We start from the raw sequence: 20,695 nt of genomic DNA on the forward strand, positions 1-20,695 counted from the left end.
CGAGCCCGCACCGTCACCCACGCAGTCCCGGATGAAGCTGGCCCAGCGACTGGATCGCATCGATCCCTTCTACGTCATGGAATGCGCCAAGGCGGCCGATGAACTGGCCCGCACGGCGCTGTGCGACCCTGCCCAGGGCGGTCGCCGCATGATTTACCTGAACATCGGTGAACCCGATTTCGGCGCCAGCCCCGGCGTGGCCGAGGCGGCAGCCCGATGCATCGCTGAAGGCCGCACCCAGTACACCGCCGCCGCCGGCCTGCCGGCGCTGCGCGATGCCATCAGCCGCTGGTACCAGCAGCATTTCGGGCTGGACGTACCGGCCTCGCGCATCGTGGTCACGGCCGGTGCTTCAGCAGCCCTGCAGTTGGTGAGTCTGGCCCTCTTCGAGCGCGGGGACCAGGTCCTGATGCCGGACCCCAGCTATCCCTGCAACCGCCATTTCGTGGCGGCGGCGGATGCCCAGGCGGTGCTGCTGCCGGCCGGCCCCGAGCAGCGCTTTCAGCCCAGTTGCGCCCAGGTCGAGGCCGCCTGGACCGAGCGCACCCGCGCCGTGCTGCTGGCCTCGCCCAGCAACCCGACAGGCACCTCCGTCGAGCCCGCAGAGCTGGCGCGCATCGTAGCGGCCGTGCGCCAGCGTGGCGGCCTGACCCTGATCGACGAAATCTACCTGGGCCTGTCCTACGAGGATGCCTTCGGCCACAGCGCCCTGGCACTGGGCGAGGATGTCATCTCGATCAACAGCTTCTCCAAGTACTTCGGCATGACGGGCTGGCGCCTGGGCTGGCTGGTGCTGCCACCCGCCCTCGTGGGGCCGGTCGAGAAGCTGGCGCAGAACCTCTTCATCTGCCCCTCCAGCATTGCGCAGCATGCCGCCCTGGCCTGCTTCGAGGAGGCCTCGCTGGCCGAATACGAACGCCGCCGTGCCGTGCTCAAGGCCCGGCGCGACCGCATCGTGCCTGCGCTGCAAGCCCTGGGCCTGGCGGTGCCGGTGATGCCCGATGGCGCCTTCTATGTCTGGATGGACGTCTCCGCCTTCACTGACAACGCCTGGGACTTCAGCTTTGAGCTGATGCGCCGCGCCCAGATCGCCCTGACGCCGGGCAGGGACTTCGGCCCTGCCCTGGCCTCGCGCTTCCTGCGCCTGTCCTTTGCCAGCAGCGACCAGGACCTGGACGAAGCCGTCGGGCGCCTTGCCGAGCTGCTGCCCAGCCTGCGCCGCGCATGAGCAAGTTCCACGCCCCCGAGGCGCCGCAGGCTGATTACCGCCATGGCCTGAGGGTCTACTGGGAGGATACGGACGCTGGTGGCGTGGTGTTCTATGCCAACTATCTGAAGTTCTTCGAGCGCGCCCGCACCGAATGGCTGCGCGAGCTGGGCTTCAGCCAGGAAGCCATGCGCCGGGCGCAGGGCCGCATGTTCGTGGTGAGCCGCACGGCGGTGAACTACCTTGCACCAGCCCGCCTGGACGACTGGATCGCCGTCACCGTGGAGCTGCGCGAGCAGGGCCGCGCCAGCATGACCTTGTTCCAGCAGGCCTGGCGTGACGGACAGTTACTGGCCGAAGGCGAAATCCGCATAGGCTGCGTGGATGCCGCGAGCTTCCGCCCTGCCCGCATGCCGGACGAGCTGCTGGAGCGCCTGTCCACCCTATCCTTTCCGGCGGTCTGAAGCCGCCACCCGCTGACTCCCCGCATCTTCACCGCGTCCTCACCGCGCCTAAGCGACCCGAGATGAACCAAGACCTTTCCATCTTTACCCTGATCGCCAACGCCAGCTTCGTGGTCAAGCTGGTCATCGGCGCCCTGCTGACGGTCTCCCTGGCCAGTTGGAGCGTGATCTTCTCGAAGTTCATCGCCCTGGGCCGGGTGAAGTCCAGCAACGAGTCCTTCGAACAGGAATTCTGGTCCGGCAAGAACCTCAATGATCTCTACAACAGCGTCTCCAGCAAGAGCGACGGCGCCCCGCTGGAACGCATCTTCGCCTCCGGCATGCGCGAGTTCCTGAAGCTGCGCGAGCGCCGTGTGGCCGAGCCCAGCGCCCTGCTGGATGGCGCCCGCCGCGCCATGCGGGCCAGCTTCCAGCGTGAGCTGGATGCCATGGAATCGCATCTGTCCTTCCTGGCCTCGGTCGGCTCGGTTTCGCCCTATGTGGGTCTGTTCGGCACCATCTGGGGCATCATGCATGCCTTCGTGGGCCTGTCCAATCTGCAGCAGGTAACCCTGGCCACCGTGGCCCCCGGGATCGCCGAAGCCCTGGTGGCCACGGCCATCGGTCTGTTCGCCGCCATCCCGGCGGTGCTGGCCTACAACCGCTTCGCGCGCCAGATCGACCGCAGTGCCATCACCCTGGAGACCTTCATCGAGGAGTTCTCCAACATCCTGCAGCGCAATGCCGGCTCGCCCGCTGCCGCGCCCACCGCCCGCTGATCCGCCATGGCTGCCCTTGCTTCTCGCGGCCGAGGACGCCGCCGCACCATCAACGAGATCAACATGGTGCCCTTCATCGACGTGATGTTGGTGCTGCTGATCATCTTCATGGTCAGTGCGCCACTGATCACCACGGGCCTGGTCGACCTGCCCAGCGTGGGCAAGAGCCGCCAGCAGCCGGACCACGTGATCCACGTGGTCGTGGGCTCCGACGAGAAGATCAAACTCAAGCTGGACAAGGCTGAGCCCGAGCCCACCACGCTCAAGGACCTGCCTCTGCAGGTCAAGCAGGCCCAGGCCGGCAATGCCAGTACGCCGGTGGTCATCTCGGCCGACAAGAACGTGAAGTACGAGGCTGTGGTCAAGGTCATGGACAGCCTGCAGAGTGCTGGGATCCAACGCGTGGGCCTGGCCGTGAAGAGCGGCGCAGCAGCCGACACAAGCCGCTGACCCCCATGAGCATGAGCACGCCGGCTGCCCGCATGAACCCATCTGCAAGGTACCTCACAGGGAGGCTCATGCCGTGAGCACCCTGTCCGCTGATCCGCTGCGCCCACCCCAGGCACCCGCCATGGGCCGTGGCTTTGGCCTGGCCCTGCTGGCGCATGCCCTGCTGGTGCTGGGCCTGAGCCTGGGCGTGCAGTGGCACACCCAGACTGAGCCCGCCTTCGAGGCCGAGCTGTGGTCCCTGCTACCCCAGGCTGCGGCGCCGCGTCTGCAGGAGCCCGAGCCTCAAGCCGAAGCCGAGCAGCCCAAGGCCAAGACGCCTCCCCCTGTGCCTGAAGCCCAGCCCGATCAGCGCGACGCCGAGATCGCGATTGCCAAGGAGAAGAAGCGCAAGGAAGAGGAGCGCCGCCAGGCCGAGCTCGAACTCCAGCGCAAGAAGGAGCTTGAAAAGCAGAAGGCGCTCGAAAAGGAGAAGGAGCGCGAGAAGCTCAAGGAGCAGGAGCGCCAGAAGAAAGAAGACCTGGCCAAGCAGGAGAAGCTCGAGAAGCAGAAGCAGGAGAAGGCCGCCAAGGATGCACAGGCCAAGCTGGACGCCCTGCGCAAGCAGAACCTCGAGCGCATGATGGGCCTGGCAGGTGCCAACGGCTCGCCAGGCAGCGCCGGCACGGCCCTGCAGAGCTCCGGCCCCTCGGCCACTTACGCCGGTCGCATCAAGGCAGCGATCCGGCCCAACATCATCTACACGGCCAGCAGCGGCAGCAATCCTCAGGCCGAGGTCGAGGTACGCTGCGCCCCGGATGGCAAGATCATCAGCAGCCGCCTCAGCAAGCCCAGTGGCGATGGCGACTGGGACCGCGCCGTGCTGCGCGCCATCGAACGCACGGACCGCCTGCCCCGGAACACCGATGGCCGCGTGCCGCCCGCACTGGTGATCAGCTTCAAGCCAAACGATTAAGCCGGATCCGGGGTCAGGCCTTGCCCCAAGTCCCGACTCAGGACTTGAGCCGGGACTGCAGCGCCTGGTCCACCGAAACCCTGCCCCCGCCCCACAGCAGCAGGACCAGCAACAGGCTGCCCCACCACTGGTGGCCGGCCAGTGCCGCCGGAGCGATTTCGGCCAGGCTCAGCACGGCCATCACGTTCACCACGGACAGGCCCGCCGCGGCAAATCGCGTGGCCAGGCCCAGCAGCAGCAGAATAGGCAGCAGTACCTCGCCAGCCGTGCCTGCGTAGGCCGCCAGCACTGGGGGCAGCAGGGGCACCTGGTACTCGTCCTGGAACAGCGCCAGCGTGGTGTCCCAGTCCCGCAGCTTGGTCAGGCCGGACAGCAGGAAGACCCGGGCCACATAGACCCGGGCCGCCAGAAGAGCCAGGGTCTGGCTCCAGCGAAACAGGGGTGCCGGCCAGGGCTGCTCTGCATCGGGGCCGACATGGCAGGCGCTAGCGCTCAGGCGGCGCAGCAGATTCGTCAGGGTAAGCATCATTGGATTCCTCGTGGCCACCCACAGCCTCCAAGGGCAGGACGGCCTTCAGCCATTGCTCCCGCAGCGCCTGTTGGAGGAAGACCGTGAAGTCCAGCCCTTCGTCATCGGCTCCCTGTGAGGCCGCGAAGGCGACCTCCAGGCTATCACCGGCCAGCACGCTGCGCATGAAGGCGGCCTCGGCCGCCTGCAGCTGAGTCGCCCGGCCGCGCCAATCCTTACGCCACACCAGCACGGTCGCTCGGCCGATGCGCACGGGCGCCAGCCAGCAACGATGGGAGGACAGCAGCGACAGGGCTTCGTCCGACAGGGCCAGCAGACGCAGGCCCGGACGAAAGGTCAGGCGCAGGCATTGCGGATCGCCATGCAGCAGCCTCAGGGAGGCGCCATCCAGGGCCGCGTCCGGCGCGCGCTCCGCCTGGTGCAGGGCCCATTCCAGCGCGGCCATGTCTGCAAGCGCGTCATCGGCGCTGTGCCGCAGGTAGTCCGGCAGCGAGGCGCCCCATTCGCCGAGGTCGCCGCGGGCTGGTGGACACTGCTTCCAGAAGGACCAGGCCAGGCTGGCGAACTGGCGGCCCAACAGCGACGCCAGTTGCGGAAAGGCCGCTGAGAGGGCGCGTTCAGCGAGTGCGATGGCATTGCCTCGGTAGGCTTGCAGACCCTGAGGGAGGGCAGCCTCAGCCTCGGCTGGCAGCACGCCGCGCAGGCCCAGCCGGTGCAGCGCCTGGACATCACCCGCCCCATCGCTGTGGAGGATGGCCGTCAGCAGCGCCGCCTGTCGTTCAGCTTCGGTTGCCATGGCACTCGTTCAGCATCCGGCCTTCACCCTCGAAGGCCTGTGCCGCCACGGCATCGGCCCGCCGGGCCTCGGCCAGCAGCAGGTCCAGCGTCGGCAGCCGCGTGTCCCATTCGATCAGTGTAGGGATGCGCCGGCCAAAACGCTGCAGGGTGTGCTGATAGAGCCGCCACAGCGGCTCGCTGACATGGTCGCCGTGGTCGTCGACGACCAGCCCCTGCTGACGGCTATGCCCCGCCAGATGGATTTCACCCGGCAGGGTGCGCAAGGATGCCACCCAGGCCGCGACATCCTGCAATGCCAGTGCTTCTGCGCCGCCACGGCGGTTCAGCGCATTGACCATCAGGTTGTTGAGATCCAGCAACAGGCCGCAGCCGCTGCGGCGGCACAGCTCGTCGAGGAAGTCGACCTCCGCCATCGGGCCCTCGCCGGCCTCGGGAGACCAGTCCAGATAGGCGCTCAGGTTCTCGATCAGCAAGGGCTGCCCCAGGCGGTCCTGCACCTGTTGCACATGGCTGACCATCAGGTTCAGGGACGCCCGGGTGAAGGACACCGGCAGGAGGTCAGCCCCATGCACCATCTGTCCCTTCAATGGCACGCGGGCAAAGCTGGCGTGGTCGGAGATGCGCAAGGGCTGTATCCGCTCAGCCAGGCGGGCCAACTGCGCCAGGTGCCAGGGGTCGAGCCCGCTGGCCGAGCCCAGGGACAAACCCACGCCATGCAGGCTCACCGGGTAGTGCTCGCGCGCCAGGCTGAGGGTCTGCAGCGCGGCGCCGCCAGGCTGGAAGTAGTTCTCCGAGTGGACCTCGATGAAAGGCAGCGGCGGCCGTCGCTCCAGCAGCTCGGCCTCATGGCCGTGGCGCCAGCCGATGCCGCACAGCGCCGCAACGGTGTCCTCCGCTGCCTGCATGGCTCACTTCTTCAGCTTGGCGCGGGCTTCCTCGGTGCTCATGCCGCCCTGGCTCTTGCAGCTGCCCTTGGGCACATAGCGCCACTCTTCCGGCGCATTGTTGGTGCTGGCCTGGCCGGCGCAGCTATGGCTGCCGTTGAGATTGGCGCAATCGTTCTGGCCGGCCTTGGCAATGCCGTAGCACTTTTCCTTGGCGCCCTTGTCCTCTGCCTGAGCCTGTTGGACCAGGCCCAATGCGAGAGCGGCGGCCAGGGCGGTGCTGAGAGTCTTGTTGCTGGACATGATGATTCCTCGTTGGCTAAGGTGGGTTGGCAATCGTCGGGATGACGGCGGGTCATGGTGGCTCGTCGCGAGGCGGCCATCATCGGACCACATGGCTTGTGTCGCAAGAGGCCTGACAGTCCTTACACTGCGCGGCAATCATCCGGCACCTGCCCACCCACAAGCCCCTCACTGCACCATGAGCATCGCCCCTGCCGAGCTGGAGAGCCTGCGTCCGCAGTTGCTCAAGTACGCCCGCCTGCAGCTCAGGAATGAAGCCTGGGCCGAGGACGCCGTGTCCGAGACCCTGCTGGCCGCGCTGGAGCGGCCAGACGGCTTTGCGGGTCGCTCTCAACTCAAGACCTGGCTGGTCGGCGTGCTCAAGCACAAGCTGGTCGACCAGATCCGGCGCAACTGCCGGGAACTGTCCAGCAGCCGTGAGGACGAGGAAGACCTGGACGAGCAGCTCTTCGACAGCACCGGCCACTGGCGGGAGGCCCCGGGCGATTGGGGCAGCGACCCAGAGCAGGCGCTGCGCCAGCTGGACTTCATGCGCGTGCTGGAAGCCTGCGTGGACAAGCTGCCGGGTCAGCAGGGCCGCCTGTTCATGATGCGTGAATGGCTGGAGCTGGACACCGAGGAGATCTGTAAGGTCCTGGCCATCAGCCCGACCAATCTCTGGGTGATGCTTCACCGGGCGCGACTGCGCTTGCGCGAATGTCTTGAACTGAACTGGTTTGCGGGCGCCGGCCCGGGAGCCGCCGCATGAAACTGCTACGACCTCTGCTCCGCCTTGTATTGCCCAGTTGCCGCCAGGTCACCGAGCTGCTGCTGCTCGCCCAGGAGCGTCCGCCTGGCTTGCGCGAGCGCCTGCTGGTAGCCCTGCACATGCCCATGTGCGCGGCCTGCCCGCGGTTCCTGCAGCAGGTGCAGCTGATGCAAAAGGCCAGTCAGCGCTGGCGCCGCTACAGCGAGGACGAGGGGCTGGGCTGAGCCTGGCCAAGAAGCCCGCGAAGGCGACATCAGGGACAGCGGCCGAGGCCTCACGATCGGGCACAGGCGGGGTCAGTCCTTGCCCCCTGGCCTGTCTGCTGCCGATTGTTCGTCTCATGCACGGGCAGCGGCGATGCAACAGCACGCCCCGGCCCCGCCAGTTCCGGCTATCCGCCCCCTGCCCTTGCGATTAGCATGCGTCCTTGGATGGCACGGTTTGGCCGTGCCGCCGGTGTGGGCCGCCGATCTTGCCCCTGGAGTTTCGAGATGAACGACCTGTCCGCGACGATTGACTGGCCCGAGCCCGGGTCCGGATCGGACGCTGGGCCTGATCCCGTGTTTGCCTGGCCCACACCGCCCTATGCCGCGTACGCGCCTGTCCCTCCCAGCGAGGCCCCGCAACCCTGCGAGATCCTGGGCCTGAACAACAGCCGCACCCAAGGCCAACTGCTGCAAATGCAGGCCCGCGAGCGCGTGGCCCAGCTCCTGGTGCCGCCGGCACGCAGCCCCGTCGGGCTCAAGTTCAGCCAGTTCCGTGCGCTGAAGCTCCAGCAGGCGATTCCGGCGTCGCCCCGCCAGCCTGAGCAGCCGCCCGAGGCCCTGAGCCTGGACCAGCGCCCACGAGTGGAGTTCAAGGTGCGCTTCACTGGCGGTGGCGAACTCAAGGGCATGACCATAGGCCACCACGAGAACGCCATGGGGCTGTTCCTCTTCGTGCCGGTCAGCGAGTTCGATGACGCGGTCCGCTGCGTCTTTCTGCCTCGCGAGAGCGTGGCCGGCCACGATATCGGCGAGCGCCTTGGCGACGTGCTGGTGAAGGACCAGCTCGCTCGCGTCGAGGACATCGAGGCCGCGGCCCAGGAGCAGCAAAAGCTGCGCAGCCAGCGCGTGGGCGACATCCTCCTGGCCCGCCAGATCGTCACGCCCGAGCAGTTGCTGCAGGCCATCGAGCAGCAGGCCAAGATGCCCATGGTGCGCATTGGCGAGGCCCTGCTGGCCATGGAGCTGATCAGCTACGACCAGCTGGAAGATGCCCTGGCCCAGCAGCGCAGCGACCGCTCCATCCCCCTGGGCGAGCTGCTGGTGCGCAAGGGCATCGTGACCCGCCAGCAGCTGCAGTCGGCACTGGCCCGCAAGATGGGCTACCCGCTGGTGGATCTGGAGCGCTTCCCGGTCGAGCCCGACGCTGTGCGCAAGCTGCCCTTCTCGGTGGCTCGCCGCCTGGAGGTCCTGCCCCTGGTATTGCGCGACGGGCGCTTGATCGTCGCCATGGAGGACCCTACCCGGCGTGACGCCCTGGACGAGATCGAGTTCGTCACCCAGCTCAAGGTGGCGCCCGCGCTGACCAAGGTTGGGAGCCTGCAGTTTGCCCTGCCCAGCACCTACGACCGCTTCGGCAGCGAGAGCATCGCGCCCCGAGAGATCCCCCTGCCCGGCCTGCAGCCTGATTTCGAGTTCGACAACACCGACAAGCTGATCGAAAGCCTGGAGCGCGAGGTCCAGGAACGCGGCAACCGGGAGGACGAGCCGCAGATCGAGCAGTCGGACAACTCCCTGGTGCGCCTGATCAACACCATGATCATCGAGGCCAGCCAGCAGGGTGTCTCCGACATCCACATCGAAACCCATCCCGGCCGCGAGAAGCTCAAGATCCGCTTTCGCCGCGACGGCCTGCTGCAGCCCTACCTGGAGCTGCCCCACACCTATCGCAACGCCCTGATCGCCCGCATCAAGATCATGTGCGACCTGGACATTTCCGAGCGGCGCAAACCCCAGGACGGCAAGATCAACTTCGCCCGTTTCTCGCCCCAGCACCGCATCGAGTTGCGCGTGGCCACCATCCCGACCAACAACGGCCTGGAGGACGTGGTGATGCGCCTGCTGTCCTCGGCCCGGCCCATCCCCATGGAAAAGCTGGGGCTCTCGCCCGAGAACATGAGCCGGCTGACGACAGCCATCGAGCGGCCCTACGGCATGGTGCTGTGCGTCGGCCCCACGGGCTCGGGCAAGACCACCACGCTGCATTCGGTGCTCTCGCGCATCAACACGCCGCAGCGCAAGATCTGGACCGCAGAGGACCCGGTCGAGATCACCCAGTCCGGACTGCGGCAGGTGCAGGTGAACCCCAAGATCGACTGGACCTTCGCCAAGGCCTTGCGCGCCTTCCTGCGGGCCGACCCGGACGTGATCATGGTGGGCGAGATCCGCGACGAGGAAACGGCCCAGATCGCCGTCGAAGCCTCGCTGACCGGCCATCTCGTGCTCTCCACACTGCATACCAACAGCGCGCCCGAGACCATCACGCGACTGCTGGACATGGGCATGGACCCCTTCAATTTCGCCGATTCACTGCTGGCCGTGCTGGCGCAGCGCCTGGTGCGGCGCCTGTGTCCGCACTGCCTCAAGAGTTCCGCCCTGCCCGCGGCCGATCTGGAGGAGCTTCTGGAGGACTACCTGCACGGCTTCGCACCAGACATTCGCCCCGGCCGTGACGAGATCCTCACCCAGTGGCGTCAGCTTCATGGCACCCAGGGCCAGCTGATGCACCATCACAGCGCGGGCTGCCCCCAGTGCGAGAACACCGGGTTCAAGGGTCGGGCCGGACTGCACGAGCTGCTGAGCGTCTCGCGCGAGATCCGCCGCCTGATCCAGACCGGCAGCCGCGCCGAGGACATCCAGACCCAGGCCATGAAGGAAGGAATGCGCACCCTGCGCCAGGACGGCATCGTCAAGGTGCTGCAGGGCGTCACCACACTGGCTGAGGTCCGCGCCACCAGCAACGCATGAATCCGATGGACAGCCCCAGCACCGCCTCCGCCCCCGATACCGAACGCAACAGCGGCCGCCCTCAGAAGCTGCGCCTGGGTGACGTGTTGGTCCAGCAGGAACTCATCACCCAGGAGCAGTTGCAGCAGGCGCTGGAGATGCAGCGCAGTTCCGGCAAGAAGCTGGGGCGCCTGCTGATCGACGCCGGCCTGATCACCGAAGAAGCCTTGGCCCATGTGCTGGCACGGCAGTTGCGCATCCCCTTCGTCAACCTCAAGACCTTCCCGCTCAGGACCGAGCTGGTGCGCCTGCTGCCCGAGACCCCGGCGCGCCGTTTCCGGGCCCTGGTACTGGAAGAGCGCAACGACACCCTGCTGGTGGCCCTGGCCGACCCCCTGGACCTCTTCGCCTACGACGAGCTTTCGCGCCTGCTGAAGCGCCGCATTGCCATGGCCGTCGTGGCGGAGAGCCAGCTGCCTGCCGCCTTCGACCGGCACTACCGGCGCAGCGAAGAGATCTCCGGCCTGGCCAAGGCGCTGGAAAAGGACATCGGCGACGCCGTGGACTTTGGCGCCCTGCAGGCCAGCGTGGGCCAGGAGGGCGCGCCAGTGGTGCGCCTGCTGCAGTCCGTTTTCGAGGATGCCAGCCAGGCCGGTGCCTCCGACGTACACATCGAGCCCCAGGAGACCGAGCTGCTGATCCGCACCCGCATCGACGGCCAGTTGCAGATCCAGACCCAGGCCGACAAGCGCATCGCGCCTGCCCTGGCCCAGCGCCTGAAGCTGATGGCCGCCCTGGACATCTCCGAGAAGCGCCTTCCCCAGGACGGCCGCTTCACCTTGCGCCTGCGGGACAAGACCATCGACGTGCGCCTCTCCACCCTGCCCGGCCAGTATGGCGAATCGGTGGTGATGCGCCTGCTGGGACAGGGCAATGCCGTTCGCCGCCTGCACCAGCTGGACATGCCTGAGGACATGCTGACCCGCTTCCGCGAGATCCTCTCGCAGCAGGCCGGCATGGTGCTGGTCACCGGCCCCACGGGCTCAGGCAAGACGACCACGCTCTACGCCGCCCTGGCCGAGCTGGACGCCGAGAAGAGCAAGATCATCACCGTGGAAGACCCGGTCGAGTACCGGCTCCCCGGGCTCACCCAGGTTCAGGTGAACGACAAGATCGAGCTGGATTTCGCCCGCGTGCTGCGTGCCTGCCTGCGCCAGGACCCGGACGTGATCCTGGTCGGCGAAATGCGGGATGCCGAGACCGTGGAGATCGGCCTGCGAGCCGCCATCACCGGGCACATGGTGCTGTCCACCCTGCATACCCGAGACAGCCTGAGCACGCCCTTCCGACTGCTGGACATGGGCGCCCCGCCCTTCATGGTGGCCAGCTCACTGCAGGCCGTCTTCGCCCAGCGCCTGCTGCGCGCGGTTTGCACACAATGCGCCGAGCCGCATGTGCCCAATGCCCAGGAGCGCGCCTGGCTGGAGGCCGTGGCCGGCAGCCAGGCCGACGCGGTGCGCAGCGTTCGGGGCCATGGCTGCTCGCATTGCAACGGCACGGGCTACCTGGGTCGAAAGGGCATCTACGAGATGCTGGAGATGAACGCTGAGATGGCGCTTGCCGTGCAGCGTGGCGACGCCGGCGCTTTCATGGCCGCGGCCCGCGAGGCGCTGCGGGGCAAGACGCTGGCGGATCGCAGCCTGGCCCTGGTCAAGGCAGGCAAGACCACCTTGGCCGAGGCCATGCGCATCGGCTTTGACCAGGGCGACTGATCATGAAGAGCTTTGCCTGGCGGGGGCGCAACGGCCGCGGCGAGCTGGTCCAGGGCCAGACCGACGCCGACAGCAGCGACGCCGTAGCCGCCCAGCTCATGGCTGGCGGCGTGGTCCCCGTGCTCATTGAGGCCAGCGCACAAAAGAGCATGTCGGACAACAGCCCCTCGTGGTGGGAGCAGTTGCGGCGCGCGCCGGTCAGCATGGAAGACTGCCTGATCCTCACCCGCCAGCTCTATACCCTGCAGAAGGCTGGCGTGCCCATTCTGCGCTCCCTGGCCGGCCTGCAGGCCTCCACCGCCCAGGCCAGCCTGATCACGCTGCTGCAGGACCTGCGTGCCAGCCTGGACCAGGGGCGAGAGCTTTCCACGGCCATGGCCCGCCACCCCGGCATCTTCAACTCCTTCTACGTCGCGATGATGCAAATCGGCGAGATGACCGGCCGCATGCCGGACGTCCTGCTGCGCCTGGCCCAGCACCTGGAGTTCGAGCTGGACACACGGGCACGCATCAAGCAGGCCCTGCGCTATCCGGTCATGGTGCTGGCGGCCATCACCATCGCCATCGTGGTGCTCAACATCTTCGTGCTGCCCACCTTTGCCACGGTCTTCGCCGGCTTCAAGGCCGAACTCCCTCTGATGACCCGTGTGCTGCTGGGGTTCTCGGCCTGGATGGTGCGCTGGTGGCCGCTGCTCCTGGCCGGCGCGGTGGGTCTCATGCTACTGGTCCGGGCTTGGCTGGCGACCGAGGAGGGCCGCTACCGCTGGGACCGCATCAAGCTGCGACTGCCCATTGCAGGCCCTATCGTGCTCAAGGCCACACTGGCCCGCTTTGCCCGCAGCTTTGCGCTCGCCACCAAGAGCGGCGTGCCCATCAGCCAGGCCATGGGCGTGGTTGCCCAGACCGTGGACAACGCCTTCATCGCCAGCCGTGTGGAACAAATGCGCAATGGTGTGGAGCGCGGCGAGAGCATCTCCCGCTGCGCCACCGCCGCCGGCGTGTTCACCCCCATCGTGCTGCAGATGATCGCCGTGGGCGAGGAAACCGGCGAGCTGGACCAGCTGCTGCTGGAGATCGCCGAGATGTACGAGCGGGAGACCGACTACGCGATCAAAGGCCTGTCCTCCGCCATCGAACCGCTGCTGTTGCTGGTCATTGGCGTGATGGTCTTCGTGCTGGCATTGGGCGTCTTCATGCCCCTGTGGAGCCTGGGCCAGGCGGCCATGGGACGCAGCTGAGGACCTGCCGAGCCGGCTCGCCTGCCTAGGGGCCGGAGCCCTGTCGACAACGCTGCACCGAGGACGCCCAGCCGACGAGGCCCGCGGATAAAAGGCCTGGCCCTGGCCGCATGCGCCCATCGAGTGGTCAGGCGCCGCGTTTCATGTCCCGCAGCTGGAGTTTGTAGAACAACTTCTCGGCAACAGTGATCAACATGAATGGCAGGGCCCCAGCCAGGTTTTCATTGCCCTTGAATTTCCAGGCGATCGGCAGGCAGGCCGCATACACCAGCAGCAGCCACCAGGAGTAGCGCTTGTGCGGGAGTCCGGCGGCCTCGGTCGGACTGAAGAGCCCACCATCCTGGCTGAGCAGCCAGATGAAGCCGATCAGCAGGATGGTCACAAACATCCCGACCTCTCCCAGATAGAGGAAAAAGGCGCTGAGCCGGTCAAATGGGGATAGCAGCAGCGAGGCTGCGAAGACGAAAAACACATTCGTCGCAAAGAAGAGCGGCGAATAGGAGACGCGCAAGACCCGCAGCAGGAGCAATGCGGTCAAGGCACAGCCACCTGCCACCAGGATTCGCTGCGTCATGTCCAGGTCCAGTGCCCGGATGGCGACGAATACCAGCAGGGGCACAATCTCAAGGAGAAAAAGAAATCGCGACAGTTTGCGCATGAGTCACCGCCTTCAATAGCTCCATGGGCGTAAGCTTCATGAACGACTGCAACAGTCCGACATGCGGGGAAGCCCACTCAGGATGCGAAGCATTATTCCGCGGCATGAATGGGGCTTATACGAATCCCCACTGTTCTTCCGGACGGCTTGCCAGGCTGAATATTTCAAATCCGCGGCCTGCAGATTTCTGCATATCGGGCTGGCAGGCGTGCCCCTATGCAGCCGGACGCCTCGCCAGCAGAGCTGCGGGCATCGAGGTGAAAAGGCGTCAATCCGGCTTTGTGCGTCGAGCAAGTTTGAGCCAGATCGAAACTTTTCATTGATAGGGCAACAGCTTGAGACAGTTCGTGAAGGAAGTCCTTCACCCTGAAGGCCAAATCCCGATACCGTTGTCCCACATCCGGTCTAGGAGTGGAGGCGTGGGCCGTCACGCCGGATGCCAGGCAGTGCCTGAACTACGGAGTGTGCGCATGAGCAAGAACAATCAAGCTGGTTTCACCCTGATCGAACTGGTGATGGTGATCGTGATCCTGGGGGCGCTCGCCGCAGTTGCCCTGCCCAAGTTCGTGGACTTCGGCTCTGACGCCAAGAGCGCTGCCGTGCAGGGCGTGGCCGGCGCGCTGAGCTCGGCCTCCGCCATCAATTACGCACAGCGCAAGGCCAAGGGCACCAGCTTTGGCACCGCCGTGTCGGACTGCCAGCACATCAAGACGCAGCTGCAGGCCGGTGACCTGCCCTCGGGCTACACCATCACCAGTGCCGCCGTTGCCGCCGACGCCACCAAGACGGACTGCGTGGTCACCGGCCCGAGCGGCGCGGCTTCCGCCAACTTCACCGTGACCGGCATCCTCTGATGGCCACTGGAGCCCGCCTGCTCAAGCATGCGGGCTTCACCCTGGTCGAACTGATCATCACGCTGGTGCTGGTCGGTGCGCTGGCGGTCTACGCCGCACCGAAGTTCTCGGACATCGACAGCTGGCGCTTGCGGGCCTACGGCGATGATCTGCAGTCGCGCTGCCAGGCCATGCAGCGCATGGCCGTCAACCAGCGCCGCAGCATCGTCGTCACTTTCAGCGCCACCGGCGCCAGCTTTGCCTATGGTGACGGCAGCAGCCTCGGCTCCCTGAACTGCCCCGCAGGCAACAGCCCCTGCCTCAGCCTGGCGTCCCCTGTGACGGCCAACTTCTACGCCACCAGCACCGGGCTCACCAGCACGTCCAGCGGCGGCGCCCTGGACCTCACCGTGAGCCGGGGCGGCTACAGCAAAAGCTACCGCATTGAAAACGAAACGGGCCTCTTTCACGCGCTTCCTTGAGGCGCCACGACCGTCCCGTCTGCACTAGCATGCCGGCCATGCAAGACCACGCCGCCTTCACGTCCCCGCCCCGAAACCAAACGGGCCTGACGCTGATCGAACTGCTGATGTTCATCATGGTGATCGGGCTGGCCCTGGCGGGCGTGCTGCAGGTGTTTGCCCTGGCCACCAAGTCCAGCGCCGACCCGCAGGCCCAGCGCCAGGCACTGGCCATCGCCGAGTCGCTGTTGCAGGAAGTGCAGCTGCAGCCCTTCACCTTCTGCGACCCCGACGACGCCAACATCTCCACGGCCACCAGCGCCACTGTTGGCGCCGGCAGCACGAACTGCACCACCGCCAGCGAGAGTGCGATGGGGCCCGAAGCCGGCGAAGCCCGCACCGTCGCCCCGCAATTCGACAACGTCAATGACTACCACGGCTTCAGCATGACGGGCATCGTTGACATCACCGGCACGGCAGTCTCAGGCCTGGACAGTTACAGCGCCAGCGTGACAGTGGCGCCGGCTGCCCTCGGCACGGTGGCGGCGGGTGATGCCCTGCGCATCACCGTGCAAGTCAATGGTCCCAACGGGACTGCCGTCACCCTGCAGGGCTATCGCACCCGCCATGCGCCCAATGCGAGCTGAACCTGCCCACCATGCCCGCCAGCGAGGCTTCACGCTGATCGAGGCCATCATGGTGATCGTGGTGATGGGCGGCATCATCGCTGGCGTGTCCATCTTCATGGTGCCGGCCGTCCAGGGCTATCTGGACAGCGCGGCCCGGGCCGACCTGGCCGCCCGCACCGACCTCGCGCTGCGGCGCATGGCCCGCGACCTGGCTGAGTCCCTGCCCAACAGCGTGCGCATCAGCACGACGGCCAGCAGCGCGACGCTGGAACTGGTGCCCACCACAGGCGCAGCCCGCTACCAGACCGAAGGCGTTGGCGCCCTGGTGTTCGGCGCACCCGCCAACAGCTTCCAGCTCGTGGGTCCGGGACTGTCCATGACGGCCAACCAGAACCTGGTCTGGTACAACCTCGGCCCCAACGTGCCGGATGCCGATGCCTACGCCGCGGTCAGCAGCAGCAGCAACCGCCGCATCGCCAGCAATGCCGCCGGTACCGCCACGGCCATCACCCTGGCCAGCAACCCAGGTCTTCCGGTGAGCCTGATGGCGCCCCCCTTCCGTGTCTACGCGGTCAGCCCGCCCGTCACCTACCGCTGCGACCTCTCCGCCGGCACCCTGACTCGCTACAGCGGCTACGGCTTCCAGCCTGCCCAGCCCGACCCGCCCAACGCTGGCAGCAGTGCCCTGCTGGCCAAGGGCGTCACGGCATGCAGCTTCGTCTACGAAGGCGCTGCCGTGGCCTACCGTGCCGGTACGGTCAACCTGCGCCTGACGCTCAGGGCAGACACCATGCTGGGCTCCGAGACCGTTCAGCTCTTCCGTGCCGTGCACGTGGAGAATCTGCCATGAAGCAAGTGCGGCACGCCGGCTTCACCATGGCCTCACTGCTCTTCATCCTGGTCGTTCTGGGCGCACTTGGCGCTGCCATGGCCCTGTTCACCCAGCGGCAGCACATGAGTTCGGCCGCAGAGCTGGCGGCCGCCCGTGCCTACCAGGCTGCCATTGCCGGGCTGGAATGGGGCAGCTTCCAGGTCTTGCGCAATCCCCTGCCCCCGGCCGCGGCGCCTGACTGCTTCAGCGCCAGCAACATCACCTTCCCGCTGGCCACGGACAGCGCGCTCTCGGACTTCACCGTCACCGTGTCCTGCATCCGCACGCCGAACAGCGGCAGCGTCAGCGATGGCGCCACCGCCCTGGTCTTCTATGACCTGACCGCCACGGCCTGCAACCAGCCGGTGGCGGGTGCCTGCCCAGCCGGAGCGGCGCCGCCAGCAACTTATGTGGAACGCAGTCTCAGCAAGCGGGTGGCACGATGAATCCAAGCAGGCTGCTGTCGCCGGCCTTTCTTCTGACACTGGTGCTGGTCCTGGCCATGTTTCTCGCCCAGCCGGTGCAAGCGCAGTGCGGCCCCATCCCGACCGACAACGCCCTGACCGCGGGCAGTGGCGGTTCGCTGAGCTTGCCCGGCGACTTCCTCGTGAACGGCCTGAGCCCCAGCGGCAGCGGGCCCAATCTGCCCACGACGGGCGTGCGTAACAACAACGCCACGACCTTCCCGCCCCTGGTGCCGTCCAGCTTTCCCAGCTTCAGCAGCAGCACCACCAGCAGCAGCAGCCCGCTGGCGGCTGGCACCTACAGCACGGTGAACGCCAGTGGCAGCTTCTCGACCACAGGCGGCACCTACTACATCGTCAATTTCAACGTCGCCTCTGGTAGCACCATCACCCTGGGTGCGGGCACCTACTACGTCTACAACTGGACCATAGGCAACAACGTCAGCGTGGTCCTCTCCGGTGCCGTCAAGATCTACATGGGGAACTACCTGTCGGTCGGCAACAGCTTCCTCTTCAACGCCGCCGGCCCCACGGCCAACGGACTGATCGAGCTTGGCAGCAATGCCGATGCCGGTTTTGGCAACTACAACACCTTCCGCGGCGTGATTTACGGCACCAGCGGCAACAGCATCATCATGGGCAATAACGCCACGCTGACCGGCCTGATCGCCATCAAGGGTTCCTTGAGCTTCGCGGGGGGCTCCAGCATCACCCTGAGCGCAGCCGACCAGACGGCCATCGGAGACCTCAGTACCTGCGACCCCACCAGCCTGGGCCTGGTGGCCGACTACCACTTCGACGAATGCAGCTACAACGGCAGCGCCGGCGAAGCCCGCGACAGCCGCGGCAGCTACCACGCCACCTCCTCGGGCGCCAGGCCCAGCACCGCCGCGGGCGGTGTGGTGGGCCGCTATCTCAACACCAACGCGCTCAACACCTACCTCACAACAGGCAGCAAGGTCCCGCTGTCCGGGGCCTACACCATCTCGACCTGGTACCTCACGCCCTTCGCGATCGACAACACCAACAACATCCATTCGCTGGCCGCACTGGAGCCAGTCAGTGGCAACTGCATCGGCGACTTCCTGTACACCCGCGACAACGACGCCTACCGCTGGCGGGTCTACACCAACGCCAGCGGACCCAGCATAGGCTCGCAGGTACTCAACCTCGCCAGCGGCTGGCATCACATCGCCCTGGTGGGCAGCGGCAGCAACACCCTGCTCTACCTGGATGGCAGCTATCGCGAAACCCTGGGGCAGCGCATCAACAGCGCCAGCAGCAGCTATGGCCTGCGCTACATCGGCAGCTCCTGCGACAGCCTCGCCCAGCAGGCTTTCCGCGCGCCGCTGGATGAGTTCATGGTGTTCAACACCGCCCTGAGCGCCAGCGACATCAGCACCCTCTATACCTATCAGCGCGCCGGCAAGAACTGGGACGGCACCGCACGCAACCTCAACAGCTGCGTGCCCGCCGCGGCCAGCTTCGTGATCAGCGGGACGGGGTCCGCCTCCACCTGCACGCCCCAGCAGCTCACCATCACGGTGAAGGACGCCAGCGGCAACACCATCACCGGCTACACCGGCACCATCACCCTGCGCAGCTCCAGCGGCATGGGAACCTGGGCCAAGGGCAGCAGCCCCACGCCCGGTGGCAACCTCACAGCCGGGGCCAACAACGGCCAGGCCAGCTACACCTTCGTCAGCGGTGACGCTGGCGTTGCCAAGTTCACGCTGAGCCACAGCGCAGCCCGGGACTTGACCGTACTCGTGACCGACACCGGCAACCTGGCCAATACCAGCTCAGCCACCATCCAGTTTCGCGACAACGCCTTTGTCTGGTCCGAAGATCTCTTCAACAAAGTCAGCGGAAGCTGGCTGGCCGTCGCGGGTCGCAGCCATGACATGAAGCTGACGCTGTGGAAGAAGGACCCGACGACGGGCACCTGCAGCGTTGCCAACGACTACACCGGCAACCGAAACCTCAAGCTCTGGCGCACGGACAGCGGCGGCCCCTGGACGGCACCTTCCGTGGCCAGCCCGGCGCTGAGCATCCCCGCCGCCAAGCCCGGCAGCAGCAACATCACGCTGAGCTTCAGCGCTGGCGTCAGCAGCTTCAACCTCGGCACCACCGATGTCGGCCAGTACGCCCTCAGCGTGGCCGACGAAACCGGTACCTATGCCAGCAATGCCATCAGCGGAACCGCCAGCCCGCTGACGGTGCGGCCCTTCGCCATCGTGATCAGCGGGATCAAGATGGGCAGCACGAACAACCCCAACGGCAGCGCCGCCACCGAAGCCGTCTTCGGTGCGGCCGGTGCCGATTTCAGTGCCACGGTAGCGGCCTATCGCTGGAGCAGCACAGCGGACACGCTCGAGCCGGGCGATGCCACAGGCGCGACACTCAACGATGGCGTGCCAGATGCCACTGCCAGCTTTGCGGCCATCACGGCCGGAGGCATCGCCCCGGGCTTCGCCGCCACGGTGACCCTGCAGGCTGCCAGCGGCAGCCCTGCGCTGGGCAGTCTCAACAACGGCTCGATTGCCGTCACCGGAGGGACCAAGACGGTCAACAACCTTCAGTACACCGAGGTAGGCGGCTTCCAGTTCGAGAAGAACAATGTGCTCAGCAACTACCTCGGCACGGTGAGCATGGGCGGCTATTTCTTCAATGCCGCAGGTGGGCAGAACACCACGGTGGGCCGCTTCATCCCTGCCAGCTTTGCCGTCTCCAACGGCAAGGTGGACCACCGCAGCACGGCGGCCTGCTCGCCAACGTCCAGCTTCAGCTACCTCGGCGAGAACTTTCAGCTGACGTTCGACCTCGAGGCCCGCAACGCGCTCGGGGGCAAGACCCTCAACTACACAGGCGACTACGCCAAGCTGAACCTGGCGGCGCCCGCGAACCTCGGGCCGGCCGGCATTGCGGGCAGCACCCTTTTCAGGACGGGCGACCGGCTGACTGCGGTCAGCAGCAGCGGGACCTGGGCCAGCGGCAAGGCCGAGGCCGTCACCCTGGTCCTGAACGCCGCGCGCGCCACCGGCGCTGGCGGCGCCAGCAGCCCCGACGGCCCCTTCACCGCGAGCTTCGGCATCCTGCCCTCTGACGGCGAGGTGAGCGGCGTGAATCTGCCCGATCTGGACACCGACTTCCCCGCGAACGGCAAGGACCGCGGCTTGGTCGCGACAGTCGCCCTGCGCTATGGTCGCCTGCGCCTGCAAAATGCAATAGGCTCCCAGCATCGCACGCTGAGCCTGCCCTTGCAGGCCCAGTTCTGGGACGGCAGCGTGTACCAGCTCAATACCCTGGACAGCTGCACCCGGATCACCAGCAGCCAGATCAGCTTCGGGAACTATCGCAAGACCATGACCAGCACTGACGCCAGCGTGCTCAACAGCCCCATCACCCTCAGCCAGGGCCGGGCCTTGATCACGCTGGCCAAGCCGGGCACCAACCGCAGCGGCAGCTACGACCTGGCCTTGGCCCTGGGCAGCTCCGCGACGGACGCCAGTTGCCTCTCCTGGACCCCTTCGCCTGCCGCCAGCAGCGGCGCCAACCTGAGCCACCTGCGCTGGCCCTGGTGCGGCACGGCGGCGGACAAGGACCCCAGCGCCCGGGCGAGCTTCGGGCTCTACACGGGCACCGACTCCATCATCTACCAGCGGGAGAACTGAGTTGATCCGCAC

21 protein-coding genes are annotated in these 20,695 nt (G+C 66.7%); 16 read left to right on the forward strand and 5 right to left on the reverse strand.

Annotation, left to right across the window (positions count from 1 at the left end):
• The first annotated feature begins 31 nt into the window (after positions 1–31).
• The 5 genes from ACS5PK_RS13030 to tolA all read left to right on the forward strand — a co-directional run bounded on the left by ACS5PK_RS13030 (position 32) and on the right by tolA (position 3,831).
• Positions 32–1,228 (forward strand): pyridoxal phosphate-dependent aminotransferase, encoded by a 1,197-nt coding sequence (locus tag ACS5PK_RS13030; RefSeq protein ID WP_439440678.1) that lies wholly within the window; start codon positions 32–34, stop codon positions 1,226–1,228.
• A complete protein-coding gene (gene ybgC, locus ACS5PK_RS13035; RefSeq protein WP_439440679.1) occupies positions 1,225–1,671 on the forward strand; it encodes a tol-pal system-associated acyl-CoA thioesterase in 447 nt (148 codons plus the stop codon). Before ACS5PK_RS13030 ends, ybgC begins: the two co-directional genes overlap by 4 nt.
• A 62-nt stretch (positions 1,672–1,733) precedes the next feature.
• A complete protein-coding gene (gene tolQ / locus ACS5PK_RS13040; protein WP_439440680.1) occupies positions 1,734–2,429 on the forward strand; it encodes a protein TolQ in 696 nt (231 codons plus the stop codon).
• A 6-nt stretch (positions 2,430–2,435) separates the two neighbouring features.
• Complete coding sequence (tolR, locus tag ACS5PK_RS13045; protein ID WP_439440681.1) at positions 2,436–2,879, forward strand: protein TolR; 444 nt, start codon at positions 2,436–2,438, stop codon at positions 2,877–2,879.
• Positions 2,880–2,952: 73 nt separating this feature from the next.
• Positions 2,953–3,831 carry a cell envelope integrity protein TolA gene (gene tolA / locus ACS5PK_RS13050; RefSeq protein WP_439440682.1) on the forward strand — a complete coding sequence of 293 codons (879 nt, stop codon included), beginning with the start codon at positions 2,953–2,955 and terminating at the stop codon, positions 3,829–3,831.
• A gap of 37 nt (positions 3,832–3,868) precedes the next feature.
• Here the strand turns inward: tolA and ACS5PK_RS13055 are convergent, their stop codons facing one another.
• Genes ACS5PK_RS13055 through ACS5PK_RS13070 form a run of 4 tightly spaced genes read right to left on the reverse strand, consistent with a single transcriptional unit; the run spans position 3,869 to position 6,345 of the window.
• Positions 3,869–4,360, reverse strand: coding sequence for a DoxX family protein (locus tag ACS5PK_RS13055; protein ID WP_439440683.1), 492 nt, complete (start codon positions 4,358–4,360; stop codon positions 3,869–3,871).
• Complete coding sequence (locus ACS5PK_RS13060; RefSeq protein WP_439440684.1) at positions 4,317–5,156, reverse strand: HvfC/BufC family peptide modification chaperone; 840 nt, start codon at positions 5,154–5,156, stop codon at positions 4,317–4,319. Before ACS5PK_RS13060 ends, ACS5PK_RS13055 begins: the two co-directional genes overlap by 44 nt.
• Complete coding sequence (locus ACS5PK_RS13065) at positions 5,140–6,063, reverse strand: DUF692 domain-containing protein (RefSeq protein WP_439440685.1); 924 nt, start codon at positions 6,061–6,063, stop codon at positions 5,140–5,142. Before ACS5PK_RS13065 ends, ACS5PK_RS13060 begins: the two co-directional genes overlap by 17 nt.
• A gap of 3 nt (positions 6,064–6,066) precedes the next feature.
• Positions 6,067–6,345, reverse strand: coding sequence for a BufA1 family periplasmic bufferin-type metallophore (locus ACS5PK_RS13070; protein ID WP_439440686.1), 279 nt, complete (start codon positions 6,343–6,345; stop codon positions 6,067–6,069).
• Positions 6,346–6,523: 178 nt separating this feature from the next.
• Here ACS5PK_RS13070 and ACS5PK_RS13075 point away from each other — a divergent pair, with 178 nt between their 5' ends.
• The 5 genes from ACS5PK_RS13075 to ACS5PK_RS13095 all read left to right on the forward strand — a co-directional run bounded on the left by ACS5PK_RS13075 (position 6,524) and on the right by ACS5PK_RS13095 (position 13,093).
• Positions 6,524–7,093 (forward strand): sigma-70 family RNA polymerase sigma factor, encoded by a 570-nt coding sequence (locus ACS5PK_RS13075; RefSeq protein WP_439440687.1) that lies wholly within the window; start codon positions 6,524–6,526, stop codon positions 7,091–7,093.
• Positions 7,090–7,317 carry a zf-HC2 domain-containing protein gene (locus ACS5PK_RS13080; RefSeq protein WP_439440688.1) on the forward strand — a complete coding sequence of 76 codons (228 nt, stop codon included), beginning with the start codon at positions 7,090–7,092 and terminating at the stop codon, positions 7,315–7,317. Before ACS5PK_RS13075 ends, ACS5PK_RS13080 begins: the two co-directional genes overlap by 4 nt.
• A gap of 267 nt (positions 7,318–7,584) precedes the next feature.
• Positions 7,585–10,104: an ATPase, T2SS/T4P/T4SS family gene (locus ACS5PK_RS13085; protein ID WP_439440689.1), complete on the forward strand. Its 2,520-nt coding sequence runs from the start codon at positions 7,585–7,587 to the stop codon at positions 10,102–10,104.
• Positions 10,101–11,855 (forward strand): GspE/PulE family protein, encoded by a 1,755-nt coding sequence (locus tag ACS5PK_RS13090; RefSeq protein WP_439440690.1) that lies wholly within the window; start codon positions 10,101–10,103, stop codon positions 11,853–11,855. Before ACS5PK_RS13085 ends, ACS5PK_RS13090 begins: the two co-directional genes overlap by 4 nt.
• Positions 11,856–11,857: 2 nt before the next feature.
• Complete coding sequence (locus tag ACS5PK_RS13095) at positions 11,858–13,093, forward strand: type II secretion system F family protein (protein ID WP_439440691.1); 1,236 nt, start codon at positions 11,858–11,860, stop codon at positions 13,091–13,093.
• 127 nt (positions 13,094–13,220) lie between these two features.
• Here the strand turns inward: ACS5PK_RS13095 and ACS5PK_RS13100 are convergent, their stop codons facing one another.
• Positions 13,221–13,751, reverse strand: coding sequence for a hypothetical protein (locus ACS5PK_RS13100; protein WP_439440692.1), 531 nt, complete (start codon positions 13,749–13,751; stop codon positions 13,221–13,223).
• 470 nt (positions 13,752–14,221) lie between these two features.
• Here ACS5PK_RS13100 and ACS5PK_RS13105 point away from each other — a divergent pair, with 470 nt between their 5' ends.
• Genes ACS5PK_RS13105 through ACS5PK_RS13130 form a run of 6 tightly spaced genes read left to right on the forward strand, consistent with a single transcriptional unit; the run spans position 14,222 to position 20,683 of the window.
• Positions 14,222–14,605 (forward strand): type II secretion system protein, encoded by a 384-nt coding sequence (locus ACS5PK_RS13105; RefSeq protein WP_439440693.1) that lies wholly within the window; start codon positions 14,222–14,224, stop codon positions 14,603–14,605.
• On the forward strand, positions 14,605–15,066 hold the full coding sequence (locus tag ACS5PK_RS13110; RefSeq protein ID WP_439440694.1) for a pilus assembly FimT family protein: 462 nt from the start codon (positions 14,605–14,607) through the stop codon (positions 15,064–15,066). The genes ACS5PK_RS13105 and ACS5PK_RS13110 overlap by 1 nt, the downstream gene beginning before the upstream one ends.
• Before the next feature lie 38 nt (positions 15,067–15,104).
• Entirely contained in the window at positions 15,105–15,692 is a 588-nt protein-coding gene (locus ACS5PK_RS13115; RefSeq protein WP_439440695.1) for a type IV pilus modification PilV family protein, read from the forward strand.
• Positions 15,682–16,524, forward strand: a complete 843-nt coding sequence (locus tag ACS5PK_RS13120; RefSeq protein ID WP_439440696.1) for a type II secretion system protein — start codon at positions 15,682–15,684, stop codon at positions 16,522–16,524. The genes ACS5PK_RS13115 and ACS5PK_RS13120 overlap by 11 nt, the downstream gene beginning before the upstream one ends.
• On the forward strand, positions 16,521–16,991 hold the full coding sequence (locus ACS5PK_RS13125) for an agglutinin biogenesis protein MshP (protein ID WP_439440697.1): 471 nt from the start codon (positions 16,521–16,523) through the stop codon (positions 16,989–16,991). Before ACS5PK_RS13120 ends, ACS5PK_RS13125 begins: the two co-directional genes overlap by 4 nt.
• Positions 16,988–20,683 carry a DUF6701 domain-containing protein gene (locus tag ACS5PK_RS13130; RefSeq protein ID WP_439440698.1) on the forward strand — a complete coding sequence of 1,232 codons (3,696 nt, stop codon included), beginning with the start codon at positions 16,988–16,990 and terminating at the stop codon, positions 20,681–20,683. The genes ACS5PK_RS13125 and ACS5PK_RS13130 overlap by 4 nt, the downstream gene beginning before the upstream one ends.
• Positions 20,684–20,695: the final 12 nt, after the last annotated feature.

It is taken from the genome of Roseateles sp. DB2 (assembly GCF_051857535.1).
Classification (GTDB): Bacteria; Pseudomonadota; Gammaproteobacteria; order Burkholderiales; family Burkholderiaceae_C; genus Roseateles_B.